This is a genomic window from Luteimonas sp. MJ250 (assembly GCF_039548455.1).
Classification (GTDB): Bacteria; Pseudomonadota; Gammaproteobacteria; order Xanthomonadales; family Xanthomonadaceae; genus Luteimonas.
On sequence record NZ_JBCLVB010000016.1, the window covers coordinates 22,734 to 48,536 of the forward strand.

Below are 25,803 nucleotides of genomic sequence, written 5' to 3' on the forward strand. Positions count from 1 at the left end.
TGCCGTGGCCGATCTCGTGGACATCGATGCCCTGCTGGCGCTGCCGGCACTGGGGATGCTGCCCGACGCGGTCTCGGCGCGGCTGCGCGCGGCGGCGGCTGCCGGCCCCGCGCCGTGCATCGACCCGCCGGGCGTGCTCGAGGACACGCTGCAGGCGCTGGCCCTGCTCGACGCCGACGACGAGGTGATGGCCGCGGCCATCCTGCACGTGGTGCCCGACTGGGCCGCGCGCCACGAGGCGGCGTCGGTCGGAGGGCGTTCGGCGATCCCCGCGCTGCTGGACGGCCAGGCCGCGGCCGGCCAGGTCTGGACCCTGCACGCCGAGCAGGGCGCCGGCCGCAGCCACGAGGGCCTGCGCCGGCTGCTGCTGGCGATCGTCCGCGACCTGCGCGTGGTGCCGATCCTCCTGGCCAGGCAGCTGGCGCGGATGCGCGCCGCCTCCGCGCTGTCCGACGAGGCGCGCCTGGCGCTGGCGCGGCTGACGCGCGACATCCATGCCCCGCTCGCCAACCGCCTGGGCATCTGGCAGCTGAAGTGGGAGCTGGAGGATCTCGCCTTCCGCCACCTGGAGCCCGATACCTACCGCCGCATCGCCAAGCTGCTCGACGACACCCGCGCCGGGCGCGAACGCTACATCGCCGATGTCACGCGCGTCCTCGGCGAGGCCCTGGCCGATGGCGGCATCCGCGGCGACATCGCCGGGCGGCCCAAGCACATCTACAGCATCTGGAAGAAGATGCAGAAGAAGGACGTGCCCATCGGCGAGCTCTACGACCTGCGCGCCGTGCGCGTGCTGGTTGACGACGTCCAGGCCTGCTACGCCGCGCTGGGCGTCGTGCACGCGCTGTGGTCGCCGGTGCCGGGCGAGTTCGACGACTACATCGCGCGCCCGAAGAACAACGACTACCGCTCGCTGCACACCGCCGTGGTCGGTCCCGGCGGCAAGACCCTGGAAGTGCAGATCCGCACCCGCGAGATGCACGAACAGGCCGAACGCGGCGTGGCCGCGCACTGGCGCTACAAGGAGTCCGGGGGCTCGCAGCGCTCGGCCGCGGGCGAGGCCGCGGTCAACCGCAAGATCGAGTGGATGCGCAACCTGCTCGATGCCCCGGCCGAAACGGGCGATGGTGCGCTCGCAGGCGCTTTCGACACCGAACTGGTCGAAGACAGGATCTACGCGCTGACCCCCAAGGGCGAGGTCATCGACCTGCCGCGCGGGGCGACGCCGCTGGACTTCGCCTACCGCGTGCACACCGAGGTCGGCCACCGCTGCCGCGGTGCCAAGGTCGACGGCCGCATCGTGCCGCTCGATTACGTGCTGCATTCGGGCGACCGCGTCGAGATCCTGACCGGCAAGGTGTCCGAGCCGCGCCGCGACTGGCTGATGGCCACCAACGGCTTCCTGGCCAGCGCGCGATCGCGGGAGAAGGTGCGCTCCTGGTTCCACCGCCTCGACAGGGCGCGCAACCTGGCCGACGGCCGCGAACTGCTGGATCGCGAGCTCAAGCGCGTGGGCATGGCACAGGCCGACCTGGCAGCGGTGCTGAAGCGCTTCAATGTCGACAGCGTCGACGAACTCCACGTCCATATCGCGCTGGGCGATGTCGGCCCGCACCAGGTCGCGCGTGCGGTGGCGGAGCATGAGCGCAGCCGGACTGAAGACGCCGCGGCCGAAGGCAGCGGCGTGATCGCGCTGCGCGCGCCCAGGCGCATGCGCCGCGGCGGCGGGCAGGATTTCACCGTGGTCGGCGTCGACAACCTGTTGGCCCAGGTCGCGCGCTGCTGCCAGCCGTTGCCCGGCGAAGCGGTGGCCGGCTATCTCACGCGGGCACGCGGCGTAAGCGTGCACCGCGCGGACTGCGCGGCGTTCGCGCGGCTCGCGGCGAAGGAGCCGCAGCGCGTGCTGCCGGTGGAGTGGGGCGGCAGCGGCGGCGGCCACGAGGCCGCGGTCACCCTGGATGCCGTGGACCGCAAGCACCTGTTCAAGGACGTCACCAACCTGATCGCGCAGGAAGACGCGCACGTGCTGTCCATCGACGGCGGCGCCGCGCGCGGGCAGGGCCGCGTGCAGCTGCGGCTGGCGCTGAGGGTGGCCGACTTCGGCCAGCTCTCGCGCCTGCTCGGCCGGCTGGAGGCGCTGCCGGGCGTGGAGCGCGCGCATCGCGCCTGAGCGCAACGCGTTCATGCCTGGCCGTCTATGCTTCGGCGCGTGAACCCGCACCGGCAGGCCGACCCGTTTCCAGAACCGCCCGATGCCGGCACCATCGCGCGCTGGCTGGCCGCGCTTCCGGAACGCCTGGGCATGTGGCGCCACTGGCGCTGGTGGCTGATCGGTTCGATGCTCGCGGTGGTGGCCTTGGCGGTGCTGCAGGCACCGATCGGCGCCCTGCTGTGGCCGCAGACGCGCGCGCAGGCCCTCCACGACGAAGCCGAACGGGCCTTGGCGAGGGGCCTGCTGACCGCCGACGACGGCCGTGGCGCGCGCGAACTGTTCGAAGCCGCACTGGCGATGGATCCCGACCGCGGCGCGGCGCGCCAGGGCCTGGCCCGGGTGGCGATGGCGGCGCTCGCGCAGGCCCGGGCGGCGCTCGCGGAGGACCGCTTCGGCGATGCCCACCGCGAGCTGGCCCTGGCGCGCGCGCTGTCGGTGCCGCGCGCCGAGGCCGACGCATTGGCCGAGGCGCTGCGCCTGCGCGAGGCCGAGCATGCCGGCGTCGACGGTCTGTTCGCGCATGCCGCGCAGGTGCATGCGCAGGGCCGCCTGGACGATGCCGCCGGCAGTGCCTTGCCGCTGTACGCGCGCGTGCTGGCGCTGCAGCCGGGGCACGCCGGCGCGCTGCGCGGGCGCGAGGACGCCCTGGCCGAACTGCTCGCACAGGCGCGCGAATCGCTGCGCGCGGGAGACGTCGACGAGGCCGTGCGCCTGGTGGCGACCGTGCGCGAATACGATCCGGTCCACGTCGACCTGGCCGACACCCATGCGCGCCTCATGGAAGAGACGGGGCTGGACGGCGAGGGCATCGCGCGCGTGCTCGCCGGCGAAGCGCGGCTGCCGCGTCGCACCGACCTGGCGGCCGCGGACGGCGCCCTGCAGGCAGCGGCAATGGACGGCCACGCACCCACGCTGGATCCCACCGCGCCCGAGGCCGCTGCCGCGGCCGCGCAGATGCTTCCCGGGCTGCGTGAGTGCCATGCGCGCGCGCTGCGCGCCAATGCGCTCCGCCGCGCCGGTGAATGCCTGGATGCGCGCGCGGCGCTCGGCGACGACCCCGGAGACGTGGCCCAAGCGCAGCGGCAGCTTGCCGAGCGCTGGCTGGCCGTCGGCGACGAGCGCCTCGGTGCCGGCGAGATCGCGCTTGCGCGCAGCGCGCTGGCCGCCGCGCGCAAGGCCGACCCGGCGGTGCCGGGCCTGGCCGACTTCGAACTGCGGGTGCGCGCTGCCGCGGCGGCGCTCAGGTTCGACTGAGCGGGCGCGTCAGCCGAAGAACACCCGGCGCACGACCTCGCGCGCTGCGTCCGCGGAGAAGTGCCGCGCCACGTTGTCCAGGCCGTTGTTGGCGAGTCGCTCCCAGAGGCCGCGGTCGCAGTAGGCGCGGACCACGGCATCGGCGAAGGCATCAGCGTCATCGGCCACCAGCACGTCGCGGCCGTCGGCCAGGTGCATGCCCTCGACCGCGCAGGTCGTCGCTACCACCGGCTGGCCGTGGGCCATGCTCAGGTTGACCTTGCCCTTGACCCCCGCGCCGTAGCGCAGCGGCGCCAGCGCCAGCCGGCAGCCGTCCATGTACGGCGTGATGTCCGGCATGTGGCCGTGCACGGTCACGCCCGGCGCGTCGGCCAGTGCGGCGATCTCCGGCGGCACGTCGCCGCCGATACAGTGGAAGCGGACGTCGGGCAGCCGCTCGCGCACCCGCGGCAGGGCCTCGCCGACGAACCAGCGCACGGCATCGACATTGGGCGGATGCCGGAAGCCGCCCACGAACACCAGGTCGCGGCGCTGGTCGAAGGGCAGGCCGGGGCCGGCCACGCTGTGCAGGTTGGACAGCACCTCCACGCGCGCGTCGGGCGCATCGACCGCCAGCACCTCGCGTTCGGCGGCGCTGACCACCAGCGTGGTGTCCGCTGCCGCGATCACCGCCAGCTCCTGGCGGCGGGTGCGTCCGGCGGCCTGGACCAGGCGTGCGTCGCCGGTGACCTCGGCGCTGCGCGCTTCGCGCAGGTAATGCAGGTCGATGCTGTCGAACACCACGCGCGCGCGCGGGGCGTGGCGGCGCAGCAGCGGCAGGAACTCGCTGGCGACGTAGTGGCGGCAGACCACCACCACGTCGAAGCGCGGCCCGTGTTCGGCCAGCCAGGCGGGTGCGCGGGCGGCATGCGGCGCGCACCAGGCTTCGACACCGAGCTCGCGCAGGACATCGGTATAGGCGCCGTCGTAGCGGCGGTTGGCGGGCAGGAACACCACGTGCGCGCCTTCCGCACGCAGCAGCCGCATCAGGTTGACCAGGCGCAGCGAGCCGGAATCGCGATCGGGCTGCGGCGTCAGCGCGTCGATCACCAGCACCTGGCGCTGGCCGCGGTGGAGGATTGCCGGGGTCGGCTCGGCGCGCGCGCCGAAGCCGGCCAGTGCTTCGCGCCGGTGGGCCAGGAACACCGCCTGGTTCCGCACCTGCCCGGCCTTGGCGCCGGACGCGATGTCGGTGCCCGAGGTCGCGCCTTCGTCGTGCACCACGCGCGCGGCCGGCTGGTACAGCACGCGGCGGCCGGCGGCGCGCACAGCGAAGGCAAGATCGGTGTCTTCGTAGTACGCCGGCGCGTAGCGGATATCGAAACCGCCGAGGTCCAGGAACAGCTGCCGCGGGATGGCGATCGCAGCGCCGCTGGCGTAATCGACGTCGCGGACGTAGGCGTAGCGTGGATCGGCGGGGTCGCCGAAGCGACCGTGGTTCCAGGCGCTGCCGTCGGCGAAGACCACGCCGCCGGCCTCCTGCAGGCGGCCGTCCGGGTACAGCAGCTGGGCGCCCACGAGGCCGGTGCCCGGGTGCGTGTCGAAGGTTGCCAGCAGCGCGTCCAGCCAGCCCGGCTGCGGCACCGTGTCGTTGTTGAGCAGCACCAGGACGTCGCCGCGGGCGAGCGCGGCGCCGTCGTTGCAGGCCGCGATGAAGCCGCCGTTGCCGGCGCGGCGGTGATAGCGCAGGCCGTCGATGCGCGGCAGCAGGTCCGGGGTTTCGTCGCCGGAGCCGTCATCGACCACGATCACTTCGAACGCGGCCGCGGGCGGGTGCGCGGCGAGCGCGCGCAGGCAGGCCAGGGTGTGCGCGAACTGGCCGTAGACCGGGATCACGATGCTCGCCACGGGCTGCTCGCTGGTGGCCAGCGTGAAGGGCGCGAACGGCGTCGCCGCCGGCAGGTACAGGCTGTCGCGCAGCGCCCGGGGCGGCGGCAGCAACTGCGCCCGCAGCCGCTCCCAGCTGGAGCGCAGGCCGCGGGTGCGCAGGCTCAACAGGCCGCGATGGGCGAGGCCGGCGGCACGGGCGAGCAGGAAGCGCGCGTCGGCGATCGTGTAGGGCATCCAGCGACAACTCCGGCTGAAGGGGGACGGTTGGCGGCCGCGGGCCGCAGCAGGCGCTGGGCTAGACTCGGCACGAATCCGTGCATTCTCGCACTCCGCACCGCGCCGCAGCCCGGCGCTCCCCACCTACGGCCGCCGGGTCCACATGGCACGCATCGATTACGACGAAGACGATCACGACGATGGCGGCCCGCGCCGCGACTGGCGCCGCACGCTGCTGACCTGGGCACTGGCCGCCGTCGGCCTCGGCCTGGGCTTCCTGGTCCCGTACATGCTGTACCTGAACAACCAGGTCGGCGAGCGCTTCGGCCAGCTGCAGTGGCAGGAGCCGACGCGGGTCTACGGGCGGCCGCTCGCGCTGGCCAAGGGGACGGCGATGAACGCGGACACGCTGAAGCTCGAGCTTGATGCCGCCGGCTACCGCGAAGGCGACGGTGCGCGCCCGGGCACCTATGCCGATGACGAGGGCCGCTGGACCATCGCCAGCCGCGGCTTCACCGACGTCGACCGCGCGGTGGCGCCGAGCCGCGTCGAAGTGCGCCTGGCCAAGGGCAAGGTGGCCGCGATCCGCGACCTGGTCGGCGAGCGCGAGGCCGAGGCCGTGCGCCTGGATCCGGCGCGCATCGCCACTCTCTACGGAAAGCAGCAGGCCGAGCGCCGGCTGATCCGGGTGGAGGACGTGCCGCAGGAGCTCACCGACGCGCTGCAGGCGGTGGAGGATCGCGACTTCGCCCACCACCACGGCATCGACATACGCGGCATCGCGCGCGCGGCCTGGGTCAACCTGAAGGCCGGCGAGGCGCGGCAGGGCGCGAGCACGCTGACCCAGCAGCTGGCGCGCAGCGGCCTGCTCGGCATCGGCCGCGAGCAGACCTGGAGCCGCAAGTTCAACGAGGTCCTGTACGCGCTGATCATCGAGGCGCGCTACGACAAGGGCCGGATCCTCGAGGCCTACCTCAACCAGGTCTACCTCGGGCAGCGCGGCAACCAGGCCATCCGCGGCGTGGCCGCCGGCGCCGAGTACTGGTTCGGGCGCCGGCTCGACGACCTCTCGACCGAGCACATCGCGCTGATGGTCGGGATCATCCGCGGCCCCTCGCACTACGACCCGCGCCGGCAGCCCGAGCGCGCCAGGGTGCGCCGCGACTTCGTGCTTGGCGAGATGCTCGAGACCGGGCTCATCGACCAGGCCGAGCACGACCGCGCCGTGGCCGCTCCGCTGGGCGTGACCACGGCCCCGGGCAGCATCGCCGCCAACCGCTTTCCGCCCTATGTCGACCTGGTGCGGCGCCACCTGGCCAGCGACTACTCCGCCGACGAGCTGCAGGGCGCCGGACTGACGGTGATGACCAGCATGTCGCCCTCGGCGCAGGCCTATGCCGAAGGCGCGGTGGTCGGCACGCTGAAGGCGCTCGCGGGCAAGGGCCGGCCAGCGCTGGAAGCGGGCGTGGTGGTCACCGACGTGCACAGCGGCGAGGTGGTGGCGGTGGTCGGCAGCCGCGACGTCGAGACCCCCGGCTTCAACCGCGCGGTCGAGGCGCAGCGGCCGGTGGGCTCGCTGCTCAAGCCCTTCGTTTACCTGCTGGCCCTGGCGCTGCCCGACCGCTGGTCGCTGGCGACCTGGGTCGACGATTCCCCGGTCACCGTCACCCTGCAGAACGGCAAGCGCTGGACCCCGGGCAATTCCGACGGCAAGAGCCACGGCAGCGTGCGCCTGATCGACGCCCTCGGGCGCTCGTACAACCAGGCCACGGTGCGCGTCGGCATGGCCGTGCGCCCCGAGCGCCTGGCGCACATCATCAAGCAGCTGGCCGGCATCGACGCGGTCGCGAACCCGGCGCTGATCCTGGGTTCGGTGGACCAGAGCCCGTACGCGATGGCTCAGCTGTACCAGTTCCTCGCCTCCGACGGCGAGATCCAGCCGCTGTACACCGTGCGCGGCGTGCTCGACCCGGACGGCCGCGTGCTCAAGCGCTACGACAAGGCGCCGCCGCAGCCCGATGACGGCGACCGCACCGCCGCGCGCCTGGTCACCCTGGCGCTGCAGCACGCCGTGGCCTCCGGCACCGGTCGCCGGCTGGTCAACGACGGCCTGGGGCACCTGGACATCGCCGGCAAGACCGGGACCAGCAATGACGGCCGCGACAGCTGGTTCGCCGGCTGGACCGGCGACCATCTGGGCGTGGTCTGGGTCGGCAACGACCAGAACGAACAGACCGGCCTGTACGGCGCCACCGGCGCGATGCGGGTGTGGTCGGCGATGTTCAAGCAGCTCCCCACCGCGCCGCTGCGCGTTGGCGGGAAGGGCCTGGAATGGAGCTGGGTCGTGGCCGGCAACAGCACCGACGCCGGCTGCCCCGGCGCGCGCCGCTACGCCTTCGCCGAAGGTTTCGCGCCGCCCTGGCAGCCCTGCGTGCGCGAGCCGCCGCCCGAGGAACAGTCCAGCGGCGGCTGGCGCGACTGGTTCGGCATCGGCCGCGGCGACGAGCCCGCGACCGCACCGCAGCCCGCCGAACAGCCCCGATGACCGCGTCCGGCAGGCAGCCTGCCGGGGCACCCCGCCATGACGACCCGACAGAAACGCATCCCATGAGTCCCGACCGCAGTCCCCGCACACTTCGTCACGCGCTCCGCGCGCTTCCGCCGATCGCGCTGCTGGCGCTTGCCGCCTGCGCTTCCGCGCCGCCGCCGCTGCCCGTGCAGTCGCTCACCGGGGCCACGCCGGAGCAGATGGTCGCCGGCATCCGTGCGGTCGCCGGCGATGGCGAGGGCGAGCTCAACGTGCAGCCCTTGCGCGATCCGGGCGTCGAGGACCTGCGGCGTGACGCGGAGCGCCTGCAGCAGCAGGGCTACCACGCCGATGCGGCGGCCGCGCTGGACCAGGCGATCGCGCTGGTGGCGGACGACCCGGCGCTGCTCCAGGAGCGCGCGGAGGCGGCCCTGCTGATGTCCGATTTCACGCGTGCCGGCGAACTGGCCGCGCAGGCGCAGGCGCTGGGCTCCGGCGTCGGGCCGCTCTGCCGCCGCCACTGGGCCACCCTGGAACAGGTGCGGCTGGTGCAGGGCGATGCCGGGGGCGCGGCCGCGGCCAAGGCTGCGATCGAGGCCTGCCGGGTGGCGCCACCCCAGCGCTGGTGAACTCCAGCGGCAGCCGGCAGCATCCCCGACGCCCGCGTCGGCCATTGGACGAACCCGCTGGCCGGTGTTTGCGGCGATCATGACGTCCTGATGAGCCTCCCCGACGACTCCAACCAAGCCACGCTTGCCGCTGTCGCCGGCGCTGCGGTCGACCCGGCTGCGGCCCTGGCGGCTGGCGCGTCTGCTGGCGCACGGAGCGAACCCGCGCTCGCCCGCGACAGCCGCGAGGCCCTGTCCCCCGGCGGGCCGCTGGCCGCGGTGATCCCGGGCTTCCGCCCGCGCCAGGCGCAGCAGGATTTCTCGGCGGCGGTGGCCTCGGCTTTCAACGACCGCGCCGTGCTGCTGGCCGAGGCCGGCACCGGGACCGGCAAGACCTTCGCCTACCTGGTGCCGGCGCTGCTGTCGCGGCGCAAGACCATCATCTCCACCGGCACCCGCGCGCTGCAGGACCAGCTCTACCACCGCGACCTGCCGCGGGTGCGCGACGCGCTCGGTACCGGGCTGCGGACCTCGCTCCTGAAGGGCCGTGCCAACTACCTCTGCCGCCACCGGCTGGAGCGCGCGCGCGGCGAGAACCGCTTCCAGACCCCGGCGCAGGCCGACCATTTCCAGCGCATCCTGGCCTGGAGTGGACGCACGCGGATGGGTGACATGGCCGAGCTCGAGTCGCTGCCCGACGACTCGCCGCTGCTGCCGCTGGTGACCTCCACGGCCGACAACTGCCTGGGCACCGAATGCCCGTTCTGGGGCGACTGCTTCGTGGTCCAGGCCCGGCAGCGCGCGCAGGAGGCCGACGTGGTGGTGGTCAACCACCACCTGCTGCTGGCCGACCTCGCGCTCAAGCAGGAGGGCTTCGGCGAAATCCTGCCGGGTGCCGAAGCCTTCGTGGTCGACGAAGCCCACCAGCTCCCCGAGCTCGCCGCACAGTTCTTCGGCGAGGGCCTGTCAGCACGCCCGCTGGTCGAACTGGCGCGCGATGCGATCGCCGAGTCTCGCGACGTCGCCGGTGCGCTGGCGACGCTGCAGGAGCCCGCGCGGGCGCTGGAGCAGGCCACCCGCCTGCTGCGCGCCGCCATGGACGTCCTCCCTGCGCGCGGCACGCGGCCGCAGCTGCTGGCTGTACCCGAGGTGGCGGATGCGCTGGACGCGCTCGACGCCGCGCTGCTGGCGCTGTCGGATGCGCTGGCGCCCCTGTGCGCCGCCGCGCCTGGCTTGGAGGCTTGCCAGCTGCGCGCGCGCGACCACCGCGGGCGGCTGGGGCGCTGGCGCGATATCGACGGGCCGGCGGAAGATGTCGACCTGGATCCCGGCACCGGCGAGGTCGTTGATCCGGTTTCGGGGCGCAGGCTCGGGGTCGAGACGCCGCTGGCCGCGGCCATTGCGGATGCGGTCGCCGAGTCCGGTCCGGAGTCAGCCAAGGCAGGCGTGGCGCCGCAGCCGGTGGTTCGCGACGACGACGTGCGCTGGTACGAGCTTTCGCCGCGCGGCTTCCGCCTGCAGCGCACGCCGCTTGATGTCTCCGGGCCGCTGCGCGCGCATCGCGAGCAGTCACGCGCAGCGTGGGTGTTCACCTCGGCGACGCTGACCGTGGAAGAACGCTTCGAGCACGTGTCACGGCGGTTGGGTCTCTACGAGCCGCGCACCCTGCTGGTGCCCAGCCCCTTCGACTGGGCCAGCCAGGCGCTGGCCTACCTGCCGCCGGGCCTGCCGGAGCCTTCGGCGCGCGATTACACCACCGCGATCGTCGCCGCGGTCCGCCCGGTCCTGGAGGCGTCCGCCGGACGCGCGTTCCTGCTGTTCGCCTCTCACCGCGCGCTGCGCGAAGCGGCCGAGGCGCTGCGCGGCGCGCCTTGGCCGCTGTTCGTGCAGGGCGAAGCGCCGCGGCACGTGCTGCTGCAGCGCTTCCGCGAATCGGGCAACGGCGTGCTGCTCGGCTCGGCCAGCTTCCGCGAAGGGGTCGATGTCGCAGGCGGCGCACTGAGCGTGGTGGTGATCGACAAGCTGCCCTTCGCGTCGCCCGACGATCCGGTGTTCGAGGCGCGGCTGGAGGCGATCCGTCGCGCCGGCGGCAACCCCTTCCGCGACGAGCAGGTGCCGCAGGCGGTGATCGCGCTCAAGCAGGGCGTGGGCCGCCTGATCCGCACCGAGACCGACCGCGGCGTGCTGGTGCTCTGCGACCCGCGCCTGCTGGGCAAGGGCTACGGGCGCCGCTTCCTGGACTCGCTGCCGCCGTTCCCGCGCACCCGCGACGTCGCCGACGCGGTGGCGTTCTTCGACGAAGGCTGAGATCACCGCAGCCACGTGGGCCCGATGTCACTGTGGGAGCGGCCACGGCCGCGATCGGCGCTTTAGCGGGTCCGACGCCGGCGGCGATTCGCCGACGCGGTAACCTGTTGCCCCCCGTCGACTACCGCTCGCACATGCGCCTGCTCGCCATCGAGACCTCCACCGAAGCCTGCTCCGTCGCCGTGATGGTCGATGGCGCGGTCAGCGAGCGCTTCGAGATCGCGCCGCGGCGGCATGCGGAGCTGGTGCTGCCCTGGGCCGAAACCCTGCTGGCGGAAGCCGGGCTGCGGCGCGCGGACCTGGATGCCATCGCCGTCAGCCGCGGTCCCGGTGCGTTCACCGGCGTGCGCCTGGGCATCTCGATCGCCCAGGGCATCGCACTGGCGCTGGATCGCCCGCTGGTCGCGGTGTCGACGCTGGCGGTGCTGGCGTCGGGTGGGCTGCGGACCCAGCGGGAAGCCTGCCGGGATGCGCTCGATCACGCGGCAGGTGTCGATGCAGATTCCGATGCCGATGTCCCCGACGTCGAAGCGTTGCCGGGTGGCTTCATCCTCGCCGCGATCGATGCGCGCATGGGCGAGGTCTATGCCGGTTCTTTCGTGCGCGACGGCGACGGCCTGCGCGCGCTGGATCGCGAGGTGGTGGCCGCGCCCGACGTCATCGAGCTGCCGCCCGGTGGATCCTGGCACGGCGTCGGCGTCGGCGTCGGCGTCGGCACCGGCTTCGCGGCGGCCGACGGCGCGCTGGCGCGCCGGCTTGGCGATCGTCTCGCGTCGATCGACGCAAGGGCCCTGCCGCGCGCTGCCGACCTCGCGCGGCTTGCCGCGCTGGCGCTCGCCGAAGGCGGCGGGATCGCGCCGGAGCTGGTCGAGCCCGCGTATCTGCGCAACAACGTCGCGCTCACCCTGGCCGAGCAGGTCGCCGCGCGCGAACGTCGCGGCTGAGGCCTCAGTCGTCCACCAGCTCGCCGCCGGGCAGGAAGTTCCAGGTGCGGGTGACGTGCAGGACGTCGATCGCCTCGTCGGTCTGCGGCAGCGGCGGGTAAGGTTCTGCCAGGCGGGCGATGCGCAGCGCGGCGTCGTCGAGCAGGCGGACGCCGCTTGACTGGATCACCTCGGCGCGTTCCACCGAGCCGTCGCGACGGATCGCCACGCTGATCACCAGCGTCCCCGACAGCTGGCGGCGCCGCGCTTCGTCGGGATAGTTGAGGTTGCCGACGCGCTCGACGCGGTCGACCCAGGCGCGCAGGTAGGTGGCGTAGACCCATTCCTGCGTGCTCGCGGAGACGAACTTGCGCTTGGGGCGCTTGGCGTAGCGCTCGGACTGGAGGTGGATCTCTGCGGCCAGGCGCGCCATCGCCAGGTCGTGGTCGATTTTCTCCGGGCCGCGCGGCAGCGGCTGTTCGTCGCTGCGCGGGGTGGCCAGGGGCGTGGGCGTCGCGTCCTCGCCGTGGCGGCTGGCAATGACCCGCGCCTCGGGCGGCGGCGTGACGTCGGGCGACTGCGCGCGCACGGCACGCTGGGCGATCCCGGCCTCGTCGCTCGGCAGCTGGCCCGCCTGTGGGTCGCGCGGTCGCAGGCTGGCGTCGTCCTCGCCGCCGCCCTCGTTGCTGGCCTGGGCCAGGAAGTCCGCCTGGGCCCGGGTCAGCGGGCTGGTGGTGCGGGTCAGGATGACGTCGAGCGTGGGCATCACCGGCGCCGCGTCCTCAAGCGCGAAGCCGATGCCGAGCACGAGCATCCCGTGCAGCAGCAGCGACAGCACCAGGGTCGCGCCCAGGCGCTCGCGCTCGCCGACGCCGCCGGGCACCGCCATCGTACTCACCGCAGCGCGCCGGCCCCGGCCGGCATCAGGCGTCGGCGCGGGGCGCGCCGCGCTCGATGGCGTCGAACAGCAGGCCGGCGATGTTGAGGCCGTACTCCGCGTCGAGCTCGCGGATGCAGGTCGGGCTGGTGACGTTGACCTCGGTCAGCCAGTCGCCGATCACGTCCAGGCCGACGAAGCGCATGCCGCGCCTGACCATCTCCGGACCCACCTGCGCCGCGATCCAGCGGTCGCGCTCGCTCAGCGGGCGGCCTTCGCCGCGGCCGCCGGCAGCGAGGTTGCCGCGGAACTCGTCGCCCTGCGGGATGCGCGCCAGGCAATAGTCCACCGGTACGCCGTCGATCAGCAGGATGCGTTTGTCGCCCTCGGTGATTTCCGGCAGGTAGCGCTGGGCCATCGCCAGCTGGCGGCCGCCGTCGGTGAGGGTCTCGAGGATAACGTTGAGATTGGATTCGCCGGCGGCGGCGCGGAAGATCGAGCGCCCGCCCATGCCGTCCAGCGGCTTCAGCACGGCCTGGCCGTGCTCGGTGACGAAGGCCTTGAGCGCGGCCGCCTCGCGACTGACCAGGGTTGGCGGACAGCACTGCGGGAACAGCAGTGCGGCGAGCTTCTCGTTGAGGTCGCGCAGCCCGCGGGGGTCGTTGACCACGTTGGCGCCGGCCAGGCGCGCGATGTCCAGGATCTGGGTGTCGTGGATGTAGTTGGCGTCGACCGGCGGGTCGGTGCGCACCAGCACCACGTCGCCGTCGCCAACGTTCCGCTGTGACGCAGCTCCCAGTTCGAACCAGTCCGAAGGGTCATCGCGAACCCTCAGCGGTGCCGCGCGCGCACGCGCGCGCCCGCCATCCATCGACAGTCCGCCCGGAAGCACGTAGTGCAGCCGATGGCCGCGCCGCTGGGCCTCGAGGAGCATGGCGAAGGTGGAATCCTTGGCGACCTGGATCGATCCGATCGGGTCCATCACAACAACGACATCTAAAGGCATGGTGGCCATCCGCGGCAGATACTGACAAATGTTATCAGCTGCGCGCGCGCGGCCACGGGCATAAGCTGGATGCCGGCCGCAGTCCGTCGATTTCGCGCTTGACACTGCTGCGGTCTGCTGGAAGATTGGCTGTTCGCAGCGGCGCCTGACAATCGGCCGCCATGCACCGGGGAGACACGATGACGCAGGACCAAAACCGCGCCGGCAGCCTCGACGGCCTGCGCGTGATGGTGATTGATGACTCGAAGACCATCCGCCGCACCGCGGAGACGTTGCTGCGCCGGGAGGGCGCCGACGTCGTGACCGCGACCGACGGCTTCGAAGCGCTGGCCAAGATCGCCGACCAGCGGCCACAGATCATCTTCGTCGACATCATGATGCCGCGCCTGGATGGCTACCAGACCTGCGCGCTGATCAAGAACAACCAGCTGTTCAAGCAGACGCCGGTGATCATGCTGTCCTCCAAGGACGGCCTGTTCGACAAGGCGCGTGGCCGAATCGTCGGCTCCGAGCAGTACGTCACCAAACCTTTCACGCGCGAGGAACTCCTCGACGCGATCCGAACGCACGTCAACACCTGACCGGGGGGGCAGGTACACCATGGCAAAGATCCTGCTGATCGAGGACTCGCCGACAGACACCGCGGTCCTGACCCAGCTCCTCGAGCGCAACGGGCACGAGGTGCTTGCCTGCGGCAACGCCGAAGACGGCATCGAGGTCGCGCGGCGCGAGCTGCCGGCGCTGGTGCTGATGGACGTCGTGCTGCCGGGCATGAACGGCTTCCAGGCGACCCGGGCGCTGTCGCGCGACGCCACCACGGCCGCCATCCCGGTGCTGATCGTCAGCACCAAGGGCATGGAGACCGACAAGGCCTGGGGCATGCGCCAGGGGGCCAAGGGCTACATCGTCAAGCCGCCGGTTGAAAGCGAGCTGGTCGAGCGCATCAACGCGCTGCTGGGCGGCTGACATGGCGCGACGCGACGTCCGCCCACGGGCCGAGCCGCGGTCCACCGAACCACGGTCGCCCGAGCCCTTCGAGGTCCTCGCGGGCTTCGAACGGCGCAGCCTGGCGCACGTGGTCGGCCTGCCCGAGCAGCTCGATGCGCCAGGCCTCTGGCGCGGCGTCGGCTATCGCGTCGGTCCGCGGCTGCTGGCCTCGGGCTTCGACGAAGTGGTCGAGATCCTGCCGCTGCCGCAGCTCACGCCGGTGCCGGGCGCGCAGCCCTGGATGCTCGGCGTGGCCAACATCCGCGGCAACCTGCTGCCGGTGGTCGACCTGCGCCTGTTCCTCGAGGGCGAGCGCACGGTGCTGCACGAGGGCCAGCGCGTGCTGGTGGTGCGCCAGCCCGGCGGCAACGTCGCGGTGACCATCGACGAACTGTTCGGCCAGCGCAGCTTCCTGGAAGAGCAGCAGTCGAACCACGAGGTCCTTGCCGAGGGCCGCTATTCCGGTTTCATCGATCGCGCCTACAAAGTAGGCGGCCACGCGTGGGGAGTGTTCAGCCTCGACAGGCTGTCCCGCACGCCCGAATTCAGACAAGCAGCGGCGTGATGCCGCATCAGACAGGCCAGGGGTAGACCATGAGCAACGTGATCGACAACGAGACCGGCAAGGGTCGCAGCATCGGTGCCAGGGTCTGGATCTGGCTCCTGGTGGCCGCATTGCTGGTATTCGCAGGCAATACCATCTACGCCATGACCAAGGCTTCGCGCCTGGGTGGTGCCAGCACCGCGGCGTCCAGCCTGCAGGTGAACTCGCAGCGCCTGGCCAACCAGGGCCGGGAAGCGGTTGACGGCAGCAGCGCCTCGTACACCGCGTTCAAGGGCACCAAGGCCGCGATCGACGGGGATATCCAGCAGCTGATCGGCAACTTCGGCGACACGCCGGACGTCGCCGGTGAAATCCGCGCCGTGGCCGCCACCTGGGAGCCGCTTGCCGCCAACGCCGAGCAGGTGATCGCAAGCGAGGCCGCCGTGGTGGCCTTTGCCGGCAACGCCCAGCGCTTCACCCAGGCCGTGCCGCAGCTGCAGGCGCAGCTCGACGAAGTGGTGCGCGCGATGTCGGCCAGCGGCTCGCCGTCCTCGCAGATCTACATCGCGCTGCGCGAAGTGGTGCTGGCCTCGACCATGGCCCGCCGCGTGACCGAGATCCAGGCGGGTGGCCCGGGCGCATCGCTGGCCGGCGACGCCCTGGCGCGCGATGCCGGCGTGTTCGAGCAGGTGCTGGCCGGCCTGCGATCGAGCGACGAGGCGATGAACGTGCAGGCGCTGTCGAACGCCGCCGCCCTGGCCGCGCTCGACCAGGCGGCGTCGCAGTGGGAAGAGATGAAGAAGGATCTGGACGCGATCCTGGCCAGCTCGCAGAACCTGTTCAGCGCCCAGAACGCGGCGGCCTCGCTGACCACCGGCTCGGACAAGCTGCTCGGCGACAGCGAGACCCTGTTCCAGTCGCTGACCACCTTCGGCTCGCTCAGCGACACCTCGATCCTCGGCAACATCTGGATCTCGATCGCCTTCCTCGCCCTGGCCGCGCTTGCCCTGGTCGGCCTGATGCGCGAGCTCAGCCGCGACCGCCGCGAGCGCTACGAAACCACGATGGAGCTCAACAACCGCAACCAGGAGGCGATCATGCGCCTGCTGGACGAAATGGGTTCGCTCGCGGAAGGCGACCTGACGGTGAAGGCCACCGTGACCGAGGACATGACCGGCGCCATCGCCGACTCCATCAACTTCGCCGTCGAGCAGCTGCGCAGCCTGGTGCAGACGATTACCGACACCTCGGTGCAGGTGGCGTCCAGCGCGCAGGAAACGCAGGCCACCGCCATGCACCTGGCCGAGGCCGCCGAGCACCAGGCGCAGGAGATCAACTCCGCGTCCGACCGCATCAACGAGATCGCGCTCAGCATCAACCAGGTGTCGCGCAACTCCGCCGAATCGGCCGACGTGGCGCAGCGCTCGGTGCAGATCGCGACCAAGGGCGCGGGCGTGGTGCGCGAGACGATCGCCGGCATGGACTCGATCCGCGACCAGATCCAGGAAACCTCCAAGCGCATCAAGCGCCTGGGCGAGAGCTCGCAGGAAATCGGCTCGATCGTCGAGCTCATCAACGACATCTCCGAACAGACCAACATCCTGGCGCTGAACGCGGCGATCCAGGCGGCGTCCGCCGGTGAAGCGGGCCGCGGCTTCGCGGTCGTGGCCGACGAAGTGCAGCGACTCGCCGAACGCGCTTCCAACGCCACCAAGCGCATCGAGACCCTGGTCGAGACCATCCAGTCCGACACCAACGAAGCTGTCAGCTCGATGGAGCAGACGACGTCCGAGGTGGTCGCCGGCGCGCGCCTGGCCGAGGACGCCGGTACCGCGCTGGGCGAGATCGAAAGTGTCTCGACCAGCCTGGCGGCGCTGATCGAGGGCATCTCCGGTGCGTCGCAGCAGCAGTCCGCGGCGGCGTCGAACATCACCGAGACGATGAACACCATCCAGTCGATCACCGCGCAGACCTCGCAGGGCGCCAACCAGACCGCCGAGTCGATCGGCAACCTCGCCCAGCTCGCGGCCGACCTGCGCCGCTCGGTCGCCGACTTCAAGCTGCCGGCCTGAAGCACAGACCAATGACCGCACTGCGCGACGCGATCGACTACACCACGCTCGGCTGGGTCAAGCCGGAGCTCGACGAGACCCTGCGCCAGGCGCGGATCGAGATCGAGGACTTCGCCGCCGACCCCGCCGACACCAGCCGCATGCGCTTCTGTGCCGGCTACCTGCACCAGGTGCAGGGCACGCTGCGCATGGTCGAGCTGTATGCGCCGGCGATGGTGGCCGAGGAAATGGAGCGCCTGGCGCACGCGCTGCAGGACGGCGCCGTGGCCGACCGCGACGCCGCCTGCGCGATGCTGATGCGCGGCGTCGTGCTGCTGCCCGACTACCTCGAACGCCTGCAGAGCGGCCACAAGGACATCCCGATCGTCCTGCTGCCGCTGCTCAACGACCTGCGCGCAGCGCGCGGCGAGACCGGGCTGTCGGAAAGCGTGCTGTTCGCACCGGACCTGCAGCGCCCGCTCCCGGGCGATCTGGCGCCGGTGGACGTCGCCAACGATCCGATGCCCGTGCGCAACGCGCGCGCCCAGCCGCTGCTGGCCGAGCTGCGCGCGGCGATGGCGGCGTGGCCGGAGGAGGGCGGCGGCGCTGGCGGCGCGGCGCTGGCAACGGCGCTTGACGCCCTGCTTGGCCATGTCCAGGCCGAGCCTGCGCGGCGCATGCTCTGGGTGGCCGGCTCCGTGGCCAGGGCCGTCGCCGATGGCGCCATCGAGGCGACCCCGACGCTGCGCCAGGCCTTCGCCAGCGTCGAGCGCGAGTCCCGGCGCCTGTTCGAGGACGACGGCTTCGGCATCCCGCGCGCGGAAGCGTCGCTCGAGCCGACCCGCCAGCTGCTGTACCACGCCGCCCACGCCAGCGCGGACCACGCCGACCTGCGCGCGCTGCACGACACCTTCGAGCTGCAGGCGCAGCTCCCGACCGACTCCGAGATCAGCCACGCCCAGGGCAGTATGACCGGCCGCAACCGGGCCCTGCTCGACACCGTGGCCGCGGCGGTCAAGGAAGACCTGCTCCGGGTCAAGGACGCGCTCGACCTTCACCTGCGCACCGGCGCGACCGACCTCGGCCGCCTGCTGCCGCAGGTGGAAGCCCTCGGCCGCGTCGGCGACACCCTGGGCATGCTTGGCCTGGGCATCGCCCGCGGCGTGGTCGAGCAGCAGCGCGAGGCGATGGCCGAGATCGCCGAAGGCCGGCGCCCGGCCGACGAGGGCGCGCTGCTCGACGTCGCCGGCGCACTGCTTTACGTCGACGCCACCCTCGACGACCAGGTCGCGCGCCTCGGCGCCGGCGACCAGGACGCGCCGGTGCAGGGCGACCTTGCCGCAGGCGAGGCCGACAAGGTGCTCGACGTGCTTGCCCGCGAGGCGATCGCCAACTTCGCCGACGCGCGCCAGGCCTTTGTGGCCTTCATCGAGACCGGCTGGGACCACGGCGAGCTGGCGGAAGTGCCGCGCCTGCTGCGCGAGGTCGCCGGCGCCCTCGAAATGCTGGAACTGCCGCAGCCGGCGGCCTACCTGGCCGGCGTGCGCCGCTACATCGAAGACGAACTGATCGGCAGCCGGCGCGTGCCCAACGGCCGCCAGCTCGACACCTTCGCCGACGCGCTGGCCAGCCTCGAGTACTACCTCGAGGCCCTGCGTGAGAACCGCTTCAACCGTGAGGAAATCCTCAACGTCAGTCGCCACAGCCTGGAGGCGCTCGGCTACTGGCCGCTGCCTGCCGAGAGGCTGCCGGAGCAGGCGATGCCGGCGCAGGCCGTGGCCGATGGGCCGCGGGTAAGCGAGGCCGACATCGAACGCACGGTGGCGGCGCTGATCGATCGCGCCCCGGCGCCGGCCGATGCCTCGGCCCTGCCGGACCAGGCCTCCCGGCAGTCCGCCGCCGCGCCTGCGGCCGCCGGCAGCGGCGGCTTCGAAGCCACCGGCGACGAAATCGACGACGAGATCCGCGAAGTCTTCCTCGAGGAATTCGCCGAAGAAATCGACAACCTCGACCAGCTGCTGCCGATGTGGCGGGCGCAGCCCGACGACCTCGAGCGCCTGCGCCCGATCCGACGCGTATTCCACACGCTCAAGGGCAGCGGCCGGCTGGTAGGCGCGCGCACGCTGGGCGAGTTCAGCTGGAAGGTCGAGAACATGCTCAACCGCGTGCTCGACGGCACGCGGACGGCCAGCCCGGCCGTGGTGGCCATGGTCGACCAGGCGTTCTATACCCTTCCCGAACTGCAGGCGGCGCTGCGCGGTGACGGGGTCGTCCAATCGGACCTCGCGCGCATGCAGGCGTCGGCCGAGCGCATCGCCGCGGGCGACGAGGGCATGCCGGACGAGGCGACGGCCGCGGAGCAGTACAGGGTTGCCGCGCCGGCGGACGCGGCTGCCGAAGCCGGTGTTCCGGACGCGGTGGCTGACGCCGAGGCCGGTGCAGATGCCGCTGCGGAGGCCGTTGCCGGTGAAGCCGTGGATGCCGACGCTGCAGCAGCTGACGCGGGTGAAGGCGAAGCTCCGGTCGCTGACGGGTTCGACATGGTTCCGGCGTCCGTCGATGCCCTCCTGCTCGAAATCCTCGATGCGGAGGTCGCCGGCCACCTGGTCACCGTCGATGCCTGGGTGGCACGGGCATCGACGGATGCCATCCCGGCGTCCGAGGGTCTTTTGCGCGCGCTGCACACGATGAACGGCGCATTCGCGATGACCGAGTTGCCGACGGTGGCCCAGGCGCTGACACCGGGCGAGGCCTATGTGCGCCGCCTGCTCGCAAGCGCTGATCCGGCCCCTGCCGAAGGCGTCGCCGCGATCGGCGAGCTCGCCAACGTCGCCCGTGCGGCCATCGCCGGCCTGCAGTCGGCGCACCCGGAAGTGCCGGTGGTCGTGGCGCTGGCCGCACGCCTCGCGGCGCTGCGCGATGGTTTGCCGGCGCCGGCACCCATGGACGCGGAGGCCGGTGCGCTGGATGCCATCGTGGACGCCGATGGCGACGCGCATGAGCTCGCGCCGACGCTGGTGGATGTCGACCTCAGCGCCTACGCCGGTTTCACCGGGGCAGCTGCGGAGGATGCGGAGCGGCTTGAAGCGGAGCGGCTTGAAGCGGAGCGGCTTGAGGCGGAGCGGCTTGGGGCAGAACGTCTCGAAGCAGAGCGTCTCGAAGCGGAGCGGCTTGAGGCGGAACGTCTTGAGGCGGAGCGGCTTGAAGCGGAGCGGCTTGAGGCGGAGCGGCTTGAGGCGGAGCGGCTTGAGGCAGAACGTCTCGAAGCAGAGCGTCTCGAAGCGGAGCGGCTTGAGGCAGAACGTCTCGAAGCAGAGCGTCTCGAAGCGGAGCGGCTTGAGGCAGAACGTCTCGAAGCAGAGCGTCTCGAGGTGGAGCGCCTTGAGGCGGAACGTCTTGAGGCGGAACGTCTTGAGGCGGAACGTCTTGAGGCGGAGCGTCTTGAGGCGGAGCGTCTTGAGGCGGAGCGTCTTGAGGCGGAGCGTCTCGAAACGGAGCGCCTTGAGGCAGAACGATTTGAAGCCGAGCGCCTTGAAGCGGAGCGCACGGACGTTGAGCGCGCCGAGTCGGCGCGGGTCGAAGCCGAGCGCATCGAGATGGCGCGGCTGGAAGCCGAGCTCGCCGAAGCCGAACGTGCCGAAGCCGAGCGAATCGAACTGGCAGCGCTGGAAGCGCAGATCCTCGAGCTGGAGCGCATCGACGCCGAGCGCGAGGAGGCCGAACGCCTCGCCGCGGAACAGGCCGAAGCCGAACGCCTGGAAGCCGAGCGAGTCGAGACCGCGCGTCTCGAGGCGGAGCGTGCCGAGGCCGAGCGTCTCGAAGCAGACCGCCTCGAAGCCGAGCGCCTCGAGGCCGAGCGTCTCGAAGCCGAGCGTCTCGAAGCCGAGCGCGTCGAAGCCGAGCGCGTCGAGGCCGAGCGTCTCGAAGCCGAGCGCCTCGAAGCCGAGCGCCTCGAAGCCGAACGTCTCGAAGCCGAGCGAGTCGAAGCCGAGCGAGTCGAAACAGAGCGCCTCGAAGCCGAACGCCTCGAAGAAGAGCGCCTCGAAGAAGAGCGCCTTGAAGCCGAGCGCCTCGAAGCCGACCGTGTCGGCGCGGCCGCGAGCACGGCGATGCTTGCCGCGATCCCGGACGAAGAGGATCCGGACGTCGAGTTCGACTTCAGTGGCCTGGATTCCGAGCTGGTCGACATCTTTGTCGAAGAAGGCCGCGACCTTCTCGACCACTCCGACGGCCTGTTGGCACGACTGCGCGAATCCGCCGACGATCGTGAATCACTGGTCGGCCTGCAGCGCGACCTGCACACGCTCAAGGGCGGTGCGCGGATGGCCGGCGTGTTCGCGATCGGCGAGCTCGGCCACTCGATGGAGTCGCTGCTGGAGGCGGTGTCGGAGCAGCGCTTCGACCTTGCACGCGGCGACGTGCCGCTGCTCGAGCGCGGCTTCGACCGCCTGCATGCGATGGTCACCCGCGTTGGTGAGCGGCTCGCGATCAGTCCTTCGCAGGGCTTGATCGACGCGTTCGACGCCCGCGCCCGCGGCGAGGACCTGTTGGGTGTGGTGCCTGGCGAACGCGCCGCCGCGCCGGTCGTCGTGCTGCCGCCGCTCACCGCGCCGGTCGTGGACACGCTCCACGCCGACGACGAAGACATCGCCGTCCGCGCTCCGCAGGAGCAGGTGCGCATCCGCGCCGACCTGCTTGATCGCCTGGTCAACTACGCCGGCGAGGTGGCGATCTATCGCGCCCGCCTCGAGCAGCAGCTGGGTGCCTTCCGCGGTGCGATGGGCGAGATGGAGCAGACGAACATGCGTCTGCGCGACCAGCTCCGCCGCCTCGACATCGAGACCGAAGCGCAGATCATCGCCCGCTACCAGCGCGAGCAGGATTTGGCGGATCCGACCTTCGACCCGCTGGAGCTCGATCGATTCTCCACCCTGCAGCAGCTGTCGCGTGCGCTGGGCGAGTCCGCGGCCGACCTGTCGAGCCTGCAGGGCACGCTCGACGACCTGACGCGCCAGTACGAAACCCTGCTGCTGCAGCAGTCGCGCGTCAGCTCCGACCTGCAGGAAGGCCTCATGCGCACGCGCATGGTGCCCTTCGATTCGCTGGTGCCGCGCCTGCGCCGCGTCGTGCGCCAGGCCGCGACCGAGACCGGGAAGCATGCCCAGCTCAAGCTGGACGGTGCCCAGGGCGAACTCGACCGCAACGTCCTCGAGCGCATGACCGCGCCGCTGGAACACATGCTGCGCAACGCCGTTGCACACGGCCTCGAGACGCCGCGCAAGCGTCGTGAGGACGGCAAGCCCGACGAGGGCTCGGTGCGCATCTCGGTGCGCCGCGAGGGCTCTGAAGTCGTATTGGTGGTGGCCGACGACGGCGCGGGGCTCGACCGCGCCGCGATCCGCCGCCGCGGCGTCGAGCGCGGACTGGTCCGCGACGACGTCGCGCTGGCCGATGGCGACCTGGATGCGCTGATCTTCGAACCCGGCTTCTCCACCGTCGACGAGGTCAGCCGCCTGTCCGGTCGCGGCGTCGGCATGGACGTGGTCGCGAGCGAGGTTCGACAGCTCGGCGGCGCACTCGACATCGCCAGCGTGCCCGGCAAGGGCACCACGTTCACGATGCGCCTGCCGCAGACGCTGGCGGTCACCCAGGCGGTGTTCGTGAAGATCGGCGAGACCAGCTTCGCCGTGCCCATCGCCTCGGTCCGCGGCGTCGGCCGTATTTCGCGTGACGAGTTCGAGCAGCCGGGGGCGAGCTACGCCTACGGTGGTGAGGACTACACGGTGCACGATCTCGGCGGCCTGGTCGGCCATGCCGCGGCGCGCGCCGAAGGCCACCTGCAGATGCCGCTGCTGCTGATCCGCTCCGGTGAGCTGCGCGTGGCGGTGGCCATCGACCAGATCCTCGGCAACCGCGAGATCGTGGTGAAGCCGGTTGGCCCGCAGGTCGCATCGGTGCCGGGCATCTTCGGCGCCACGATCATGGGCGACGGCAGCGTGGTGGTGATCCTCGACATCGCGCCGCTGGTGCGTCGACAGCAGGTGGCGCAGCCTCGCGACGTTGCGCCGGTGGCTGCGACCGAGCAGCGCCGCGTGCCGCTGGTCATGGTGGTCGACGACTCGATCACGATGCGCAAGGTCACCGGCCGCGTGCTTGAGCGCAACAACTACGAAGTCGCGACGGCGAGGGACGGCATCGATGCGCTCGAGCGGATGGTCGAGCGCGTGCCCGACCTGATGCTGCTCGACATCGAGATGCCGCGCATGGACGGCTACGAGCTTGCGACGGCGATGAAGGCCGACCCGAGGCTGCGCAACGTGCCGATCATCATGATCACCTCGCGGACCGGCGAGAAGCATCGCCAGCGCGCATTCGAGCTTGGCGTCGAACGCTATCTCGGCAAGCCGTACCAGGAGAACGAATTGCTGCGCAATGTCCAAGACCTGCTGAAGCTGCAGCGCGATGGCTGAGCAGGGCACGACCCCCGTCCGGGTACTGCTGCTCGCGCGCCCCGGCGAAGCCCGGCAGCGCCTGGAGGCCGCGATCGGCGAAGCCGGCGCGGCGCTGGTCGCGATCGTGGATCCGACCGATGGCGACCACGCCGCGACCCTCGCCCTGGCACCGGCGGCCGTACTCGTGGCCCTGGAACCCGCGATCGAGGATTCGCTCGAGCACTTCGACGCGCTGCTGTCGGATCCCGCCGTACTGGTGATGTTCGACGAGGCCGAAGTGGCCGCGCAGCGCGACGGCTGGGATGCCGCACGCTGGGTGCGGCACCTCGCCGCCAAGCTCAACGGGCACGAAGACGTCCTGCCTCCGGGTGCGGGATCCGACGACGCCGTGCATCCCGCGCCGGGCCGGCTTCCGGAACAGGACTTCGATCCCGCCAGCGTGGACAGCGACGCCCTCGCCGATACCGCCCTGGACCTCGCCGCGGACGTGCCGCGTGCCGAGGGTTTTGAAGCGCTCCAGCCGGAAGCCGATGCGGGCGAGTCGAACGTTGCCGGCCTGGTATCCGCCGAAGACATGGACTGGTCCTCGTCCTCCGATGCCTACGATGTATCCCTGGCCGACGATCCCGACCTGGCCCGGCTGCTGGCCGGTACGGCCGCGACCGCTGAGGATCCCGAGGCCGGCGTCGACCCCGTTGCGGTCGATCCGCTCACGCTCGGCGACGGCCTCTCGCTGGCCGACGACGACGCGCCGATCGCGACGCGCGAAGAGGGCGAGCCGGCGGTCGACCCGCGTTCGCTCGGCGACGGCCTGTCGCTCGCCGAGGACGATGCGCCCATCGCGACGCGCGAACGTGGCGGCGACGCCGTCGACATCGACACGCTTGCCCTGCGCCTCGACGGCCTGTCGCTCGCCGACCCGGAGAGCTACGGGCACGGTGTGCTGCGCGGCGCGGTCATGGTCGAAGCCGGCCTCGGCGGCCCCGACGCCGTTCGCCAGCTGCTGGGTGGTCTCGGCAAGGACTTCCCGCGCACGGTGCTGATCCGGCTGCAGCTCGACGGAGGCCGCTACGAGCGCCTGGTGCAGCAGATGCAGCGCGCCACCGCGCTCCCGGTCGCGCTTGCCGAAGCCGGTGGCCCGGCCGAGCCCGGCACGGTGTACTTCCTGGCGCCGGACATGGCCGTTGCCAGCGATCGCGCGCGCCGGGTTTTCGCGATCGCCGAAGGCGGCGCGCTGGACCACTACGCTTCGCTCGCAGCTGGCGACAGCGCGCTCGTCTTCCTCAGCGGTGCCAGCGTGGACCGCGTCGATGCAGCGATGGCCCTGGCCGGCGAGGGTGCCATGGTGCTCGCACAGGCGCCAGCCAGCTGCTACGACGGCACCGCGGTCGAAACCCTGGTCGCCCGTGGCGCGCAGGCCGCCGAACCCGGCGAGCTCGCGCAGCTCCTGCTTGATCGTTGGCCATGATGAGGATCGACCCATGACTTCTCCCGCCATCCAGGACATCCGCGGCGTGCTGATGCAGGTGGAGGGCGCGCGCCTGCTGATGCCCAACGCCATGATCGCCGAGGTGCTGTCCTACGCCCCGCCGGAACCGGTGGCCGACGCGCCGGATTGGCTGCTGGGCCGCATCCGCTGGCGCGGCTGGCAGCTGCCGCTGGCCTCGTTTTCGCGCCTGGCCGGGATCGCCGATGATGCCGGCGGCCTGGGCAGCAAGGTCGTCGTGCTGAAGGCGCTTGGCGGCGACAGCCACCTGCCTTACGTGGCCCTGCTGACCAAGGGCTTCCCGCGCCTGGTGACGGTGTCGCGCGATGCGCTGGTGGCGGACGCCGGGGAGGGCGACGCCGACGGCGACGCACCGCAGCTGCCGCTGGGCGTCCTGATGCGCGTTCTGCTCAACGACGAGCCGACCCTGCTGCCCGACGTCGATGCCATCGAAGGTGCCATCCGCGAGGCGCTGGCGGCCTGA

At 71.9% G+C, this 25,803-nt stretch carries 16 protein-coding genes; 13 read left to right on the forward strand and 3 right to left on the reverse strand.

What is annotated here, in order from left to right; translation table 11 throughout:
• Nucleotides 1-55: 55 nt before the first annotated feature.
• On the forward strand, nucleotides 56-2,170 hold the full coding sequence (locus tag WCE37_RS13745) for a bifunctional (p)ppGpp synthetase/guanosine-3',5'-bis(diphosphate) 3'-pyrophosphohydrolase (protein WP_343279930.1): 2,115 nt from the start codon (nucleotides 56-58) through the stop codon (nucleotides 2,168-2,170).
• Between the two features lie 39 nt (nucleotides 2,171-2,209).
• Nucleotides 2,210-3,466 carry a hypothetical protein gene (locus tag WCE37_RS13750; protein ID WP_343279857.1) on the forward strand — a complete coding sequence of 419 codons (1,257 nt, stop codon included), beginning with the start codon at nucleotides 2,210-2,212 and terminating at the stop codon, nucleotides 3,464-3,466.
• A gap of 9 nt (nucleotides 3,467-3,475) precedes the next feature.
• Here WCE37_RS13750 and WCE37_RS13755 read toward each other — a convergent pair whose 3' ends face one another.
• On the reverse strand, nucleotides 3,476-5,569 hold the full coding sequence (locus WCE37_RS13755) for a glycosyltransferase (protein ID WP_343279858.1): 2,094 nt from the start codon (nucleotides 5,567-5,569) through the stop codon (nucleotides 3,476-3,478).
• A 145-nt stretch (nucleotides 5,570-5,714) separates the two neighbouring features.
• Here WCE37_RS13755 and mrcB point away from each other — a divergent pair, with 145 nt between their 5' ends.
• The 4 genes from mrcB (at nucleotide 5,715) to tsaB (ending at nucleotide 11,937) form a co-directional block, all read left to right on the forward strand.
• Entirely contained in the window at nucleotides 5,715-8,096 is a 2,382-nt protein-coding gene (gene mrcB, locus WCE37_RS13760; protein WP_343279859.1) for a penicillin-binding protein 1B, read from the forward strand.
• A gap of 62 nt (nucleotides 8,097-8,158) precedes the next feature.
• Nucleotides 8,159-8,707 carry a hypothetical protein gene (locus WCE37_RS13765; RefSeq protein WP_343255456.1) on the forward strand — a complete coding sequence of 183 codons (549 nt, stop codon included), beginning with the start codon at nucleotides 8,159-8,161 and terminating at the stop codon, nucleotides 8,705-8,707.
• Nucleotides 8,708-8,797: 90 nt separating this feature from the next.
• The gene (locus WCE37_RS13770) at nucleotides 8,798-10,993 is read left to right on the forward strand and encodes an ATP-dependent DNA helicase (protein WP_343279860.1); all 2,196 of its coding nucleotides are present in this window, start codon (nucleotides 8,798-8,800) and stop codon (nucleotides 10,991-10,993) included.
• Between the two features lie 134 nt (nucleotides 10,994-11,127).
• Complete coding sequence (tsaB, locus tag WCE37_RS13775) at nucleotides 11,128-11,937, forward strand: tRNA (adenosine(37)-N6)-threonylcarbamoyltransferase complex dimerization subunit type 1 TsaB (RefSeq protein WP_343279931.1); 810 nt, start codon at nucleotides 11,128-11,130, stop codon at nucleotides 11,935-11,937.
• A 4-nt stretch (nucleotides 11,938-11,941) separates the two neighbouring features.
• Here the strand turns inward: tsaB and WCE37_RS13780 are convergent, their stop codons facing one another.
• Both WCE37_RS13780 and gshB read right to left on the reverse strand, forming a co-directional pair.
• Nucleotides 11,942-12,814: an energy transducer TonB gene (locus tag WCE37_RS13780; RefSeq protein WP_343279861.1), complete on the reverse strand. Its 873-nt coding sequence runs from the start codon at nucleotides 12,812-12,814 to the stop codon at nucleotides 11,942-11,944.
• Nucleotides 12,815-12,839: 25 nt separating this feature from the next.
• Nucleotides 12,840-13,799: a glutathione synthase gene (gene gshB / locus WCE37_RS13785; protein ID WP_343279862.1), complete on the reverse strand. Its 960-nt coding sequence runs from the start codon at nucleotides 13,797-13,799 to the stop codon at nucleotides 12,840-12,842.
• A 179-nt stretch (nucleotides 13,800-13,978) separates the two neighbouring features.
• On the opposite strand from gshB, the gene pilG reads away from it, so the two are divergent.
• From pilG to WCE37_RS13820, 7 genes are read left to right on the forward strand one after another with little or no spacing between them, the layout of a single operon-like run.
• On the forward strand, nucleotides 13,979-14,380 hold the full coding sequence (pilG, locus tag WCE37_RS13790) for a twitching motility response regulator PilG (protein WP_343255461.1): 402 nt from the start codon (nucleotides 13,979-13,981) through the stop codon (nucleotides 14,378-14,380).
• A 19-nt stretch (nucleotides 14,381-14,399) separates the two neighbouring features.
• On the forward strand, nucleotides 14,400-14,765 hold the full coding sequence (locus tag WCE37_RS13795) for a response regulator (protein ID WP_343279863.1): 366 nt from the start codon (nucleotides 14,400-14,402) through the stop codon (nucleotides 14,763-14,765).
• Between the two features lies 1 nt (nucleotide 14,766).
• Nucleotides 14,767-15,351: a chemotaxis protein CheW gene (locus tag WCE37_RS13800; protein ID WP_343255463.1), complete on the forward strand. Its 585-nt coding sequence runs from the start codon at nucleotides 14,767-14,769 to the stop codon at nucleotides 15,349-15,351.
• 29 nt (nucleotides 15,352-15,380) lie between these two features.
• A complete protein-coding gene (locus WCE37_RS13805; protein WP_343255464.1) occupies nucleotides 15,381-17,402 on the forward strand; it encodes a methyl-accepting chemotaxis protein in 2,022 nt (673 codons plus the stop codon).
• A gap of 11 nt (nucleotides 17,403-17,413) precedes the next feature.
• Nucleotides 17,414-23,851 carry an Hpt domain-containing protein gene (locus WCE37_RS13810; RefSeq protein WP_343279864.1) on the forward strand — a complete coding sequence of 2,146 codons (6,438 nt, stop codon included), beginning with the start codon at nucleotides 17,414-17,416 and terminating at the stop codon, nucleotides 23,849-23,851.
• Entirely contained in the window at nucleotides 23,844-25,301 is a 1,458-nt protein-coding gene (locus WCE37_RS13815) for a chemotaxis protein CheB (RefSeq protein ID WP_343279865.1), read from the forward strand. The genes WCE37_RS13810 and WCE37_RS13815 overlap by 8 nt, the downstream gene beginning before the upstream one ends.
• A 13-nt stretch (nucleotides 25,302-25,314) precedes the next feature.
• The gene (locus WCE37_RS13820; protein ID WP_343279866.1) at nucleotides 25,315-25,803 is read left to right on the forward strand and encodes a chemotaxis protein CheW; all 489 of its coding nucleotides are present in this window, start codon (nucleotides 25,315-25,317) and stop codon (nucleotides 25,801-25,803) included.